We start from the raw sequence: 4,497 nt of genomic DNA, 5'->3' as shown, positions 1-4,497 counted from the left end.
CAACAACACAGGCAACAGCACTTACTACTAACCACTTCCAATAAAACATATACTTTTCGAGCTCTTCTCTTAAATTGATCGAATTCTCGTTGAAGTGAATTGGGTTTAATTGATTTTCTTGTTGCATACTATATGTTTTAACGTGTTAAGATTAACACTAAAGACAGCACAGCAGTTGCTATTGAAATTAATGATGACGTGGTTCCTATAGCTGCTGAATTTACTTTTGCTTTGTTTGGTTCTATATACAAAATATCATTTTGAGCTAAATAATAGTAAGGTGAAGCAAATAAAGACTCATTTGTTAAGTCTAATCTAATTTTTTCAATAGCTCCATTAATATTTCTAATTAATAGCACGTTTTTTCGTTTTCCTTGAATTGTTAAATCTCCTGCTAAAGCAATAGCTTCAGGTATTGAAATACGTTCGCTTACCACATTAAATGCTCCAGGAGTTTTTACTTCTCCTAACACAGAAACTCTAAAATTCTCGAGACGTATTGTTACTACAGGATCTTTTAAGTAACTTTCTAATTTACCTTTTAAATACGTTCTAAGTTCATTGGTTGTTAAATCTAAAACTTTTAATTGCCCCAATATTGGAAAGGAAATCTCTCCATTCGTATCAACAAGGTATGTAATTGGATTAATTGCATTGACTTGACTTCCTCCTCGAAATAAGTTAAAAGGAGCGGCCGCTTCAGTATCTTGTGCACTCACAAAAATTGAAATTATATCATCCATTTGAATTTTAGGAGCATAGTTTCTCAATATTTCATTTTGAATAGCTTCTTCATTTTGAAAATACACCATATCTTTTTTAGAAACGCACGATGTGGTTAAAACAAATCCAAATAAGCAGATTAATAGGGTATGTATTTGGTGATTTTTCATATTTCTTTTTTACAAATATATTTAATAATTCCTAGTTAATTATCTAACACCTCATACTTTGAATTATTAGAGATAAACTCTGGCACTATTTTTTTCATTCTTAACACTATATCTTCAAAATTTAAAGTTTCATGAAGCGCACATAACTCTTCAATTTTATGATTCGTTTTTTCAAAATCCATCTTTTTTACTTTGGCAATCATAATTTTATCGTGATATGTTGTTTGGGTATTTTCCCCATCACATAATAATTCTTCATAAATTTTTTCGCCAGGCCGTAACCCTATTATTTTAATATCAATATCTGCTGGGAAATTAAAACCCGATAATCGAATCATGTTCAATGCTAAATCAAATATTTTAATTGAATCGCCCATATCAAAAACAAAAATTTCCCCTCCTTTTCCCATACAACCAGCCTCTAAAACCAATTGGCAAGCTTCAGGAATCGTCATAAAATAACGAGTAATATCTTTATGAGTTACGGTAATTGGACCTCCTCTTTTTATTTGAGATTGAAATAATGGAATTACAGAACCATTAGAACCTAGCACATTTCCAAACCTTGTTGTGATAAATTTAGTACTTCCTTTATCGTTATTAAAATTGATATACATTTCAGCAACTCGTTTGGAAGCCCCCATAATATTAGTTGGGTTTACCGCTTTATCTGTTGAAATAAAAACAAATTTTTCTACTTGATATTGTAGTGCCAAATCAACTAATATTTTTGTTCCTACTACATTGGTATTTAACGCTTCACTCGGATTGTCTTCCATAAAAGGTACATGCTTATATGCTGCCGCATGAAAAATAATAGCAGGTTGATACTCTTTTATCAATCCCTCCATTCTAGTTGCATTTCGAATGTCTGCAACAATAGCAGTAATATTACCAACCTGTTTATGTATAAAAGATTGTTGTAAGTTGTATAAATCAGATTCTGCCTGATCTACCAATATTAAATTTTTAACATTAAATGTTGAAATCTGACGTATTATTTCACTTCCAATAGAACCAGCTGCACCAGTCACCAAGATCACTTTGTTCTCAAATTCTTTTTGAAGCGTTGGATTGTTCAATGAAATAGGTTGCCTTCCTAATAAATCTTCAATTTTTACAGCCTGAATTTGTTTTGGATTTAAATTTCCATCCATCCAAGATTGAACAGGAGGTACAATTTTTACTTTTGAAGGTAACTTAGATAGCCTGTCAACTATTTCAAGTAACCTAGAAGGACGTATATTTTGAATAGAAATAATTATTTCATCAACTTGCTTATCTAAAATGAAATCTTCATCAATTTGAGCAGCATCATAAACAAGTATTCCATTCATTTTTTTCCTTGCTTTACGCTTATCATCATCAATAAATGCAATCACATTTGAATTGATTTTTTTATCATTCGTTAATAGCGAATATACTAGCATACCTGCCTCACCTGCACCATAAATTATCACTTTTTTATGAACTTCAAAACCCGACATCACATAATAGTACACTTCTTTAAATAAATAGCGACTAAAAATTAAAACAAGTACATTTAATAAAAAGTGAATGACTAAGATAGATCTAGGAATTGTAAAATTTGATTGAATGGATGCATACTTATTTACTATAACTACACCTCCTAACAATGCAAGTATTATAAAGCTAGCAATGGAAACGTTCATCGAATCTTTAAATCCAGTATGCCTAATAATTCCTTTATAGGAACCCACCAATACAAATGCAATTAGCGCCGCAACAATCACTAAAGGTATTTGGAGAAGTAACTTTGACGTATCAAAAGTAAAACTGAAATTAAAACGAATCAAATAGGATAGCACAAAAGTATTTATAACAATATAAATATCAATCAATAACACAATCCAGCGTGGAATGTTTCTTCTTGCAATTTTTTTAAATAACCTTAGAATCATACTAACAGTGTTTTAGAATTTCTATAATCCTGTTTAATTCCTTTTCTGTATTATTTGACCCACTAGGTAAGCACAATCCTTTATCAAACAAATTTTCAGAAATTCCATTTATATAACGTGGGTATTTTTGAAATATTGGCTGCAGGTGCATAGGTTTCCATAAAGGCCTAGATTCAATATTTTGCTCTTGCAAAGCTAATCTAATTTTTTCCCTAGTTGCATAAGAATCAGTGATAATACAAGTTAACCATCTATTAGAAAAATAGCCTTCTGGCTCTTGTAAAAATTCATATTTATGTTTAAGTGCTTTATAATAATACAAGTAATTATTTCTTCTTGATTTCACTCGTTCCTGGACTACCTCCATTTGTCCCCTACCAATTCCTGCCAGTACATTACTCATTCTATAATTATAGCCTATTGCAGAATGTTCGTAATGAGGTGCTTTATCTCGTGCTTGGGTTGCTAAAAAAATAGCGTCTTCTTTACACTTTAGATTTTCACAAATTAATGCGCCTCCTCCAGAGGTTGTAATTATTTTATTTCCATTGAACGATAAAATACCAAAATCTCCAAAAGTTCCACATTTTTGACCATTGACTTCGCTTCCTAAAGCACTGGCGGCATCTTCAATTATAGGTATATTATATCGAACACTCAATTCTTTAATTTTATTTACTTGGTATGGCATTCCATACAAATGCACTGCAATAATTGCCTTTGGCTTTTTGCCATTTTTAATACGATCTTCAATAGCTAGTTCTAATTGCTCAGGACATAGATTCCACGTTTCTAATTCACTATCTACAAAAATAGGTGTCGCTCCTTGATATACAATTGGATTTACTGTAGCTGCAAACGTAAAACTCTGACAAATAACCTCATCCCCTTTCGTTACACCGAGTAAAATTAAGGCTAAATGTATAGCTGAAGTACCTGAACTTAATGCTGCTATTTCCTTTTTACCGCCTACATAGTGTTGCAAAGCATCTTCAAATGCATTTACATTAGGACCTAATGGGGCAATCCAATTCGTATTGAAAGCTTCTTGTATATATGTATTTTCATTTCCTCCCATATGTGGAGAGGAAAGCCATATTTTATTCTTCATTCATGGGGTCTTCAAGGATTAGAACAAATTTAGTCATTTTTTTAGTTTTTATAAGTAAAAGAACCTAAGTTATGGAAAAGTTATTTAAATGAGTAGTGATAAGTAAACAGAAATTTTAGGACTAAAAAATGAGGGCTGGATAAAATAACAAGTTTTAAGATGCTGTAACTAGTAGGTTCACATTTAAAACATAAACCAAAACGGAGTGTCCTATTTTAATTTAATCCTCACAACTAAAAAACACAACAATTCAACATAAGTTTTAAAAAAAATGACGTTCTAATATTTTATAAATAGCAATATAGAATTTAAAAAAAAATCAATATTTACTGGGCCTTGAAACATATTGTTATTATTAAACATCTGTAGTATAGTGCTTTAAAAATGTTAATAAAACAGCATTAAATGTTAAAAAGTAGCATTTTTAAGTACTTAAATAATACTTAGTTTTACATCAGTCATTTTGTATGAGCCTTATGTTATCAATTTAGTTCATATAAAAACGAAAAAGTTCCAAAGCGGCAACTTTAGAACTTTTAAAAAAGGGTACGCTTAAAGAAGCGTTGTTTAT

The 4,497-nt window shown here is 30.8% G+C and carries 3 protein-coding genes; all 3 read right to left on the bottom strand.

Going from position 1 to position 4,497, the window contains the following annotated elements; genetic code table 11:
- Positions 1 to 137: 137 nt before the first annotated feature.
- The 3 genes from HKP59_RS11535 to HKP59_RS11525 are packed head-to-tail and all read right to left on the bottom strand — an operon-like array spanning position 138 to position 3,926.
- The gene (locus tag HKP59_RS11535) at positions 138 to 893 is read right to left on the bottom strand and encodes a polysaccharide biosynthesis/export family protein (RefSeq protein WP_291807027.1); all 756 of its coding nucleotides are present in this window, start codon (positions 891 to 893) and stop codon (positions 138 to 140) included.
- A 35-nt stretch (positions 894 to 928) separates the two neighbouring features.
- Positions 929 to 2,815 carry a nucleoside-diphosphate sugar epimerase/dehydratase gene (locus HKP59_RS11530; RefSeq protein ID WP_291807025.1) on the bottom strand — a complete coding sequence of 629 codons (1,887 nt, stop codon included), beginning with the start codon at positions 2,813 to 2,815 and terminating at the stop codon, positions 929 to 931.
- 1 nt (position 2,816) lies between these two features.
- Positions 2,817 to 3,926: an aminotransferase class I/II-fold pyridoxal phosphate-dependent enzyme gene (locus HKP59_RS11525; protein ID WP_291807024.1), complete on the bottom strand. Its 1,110-nt coding sequence runs from the start codon at positions 3,924 to 3,926 to the stop codon at positions 2,817 to 2,819.
- Between the last annotated feature and the right edge of the window lie 571 nt (positions 3,927 to 4,497).

This window comes from Lutibacter sp. (assembly GCF_013041805.1).
Taxonomy (GTDB): domain Bacteria; phylum Bacteroidota; class Bacteroidia; order Flavobacteriales; family Flavobacteriaceae; genus Lutibacter.
Note: the sequence above shows the minus strand (reverse complement) of the source record. Positions and strands in the feature narration are given on the sequence as shown.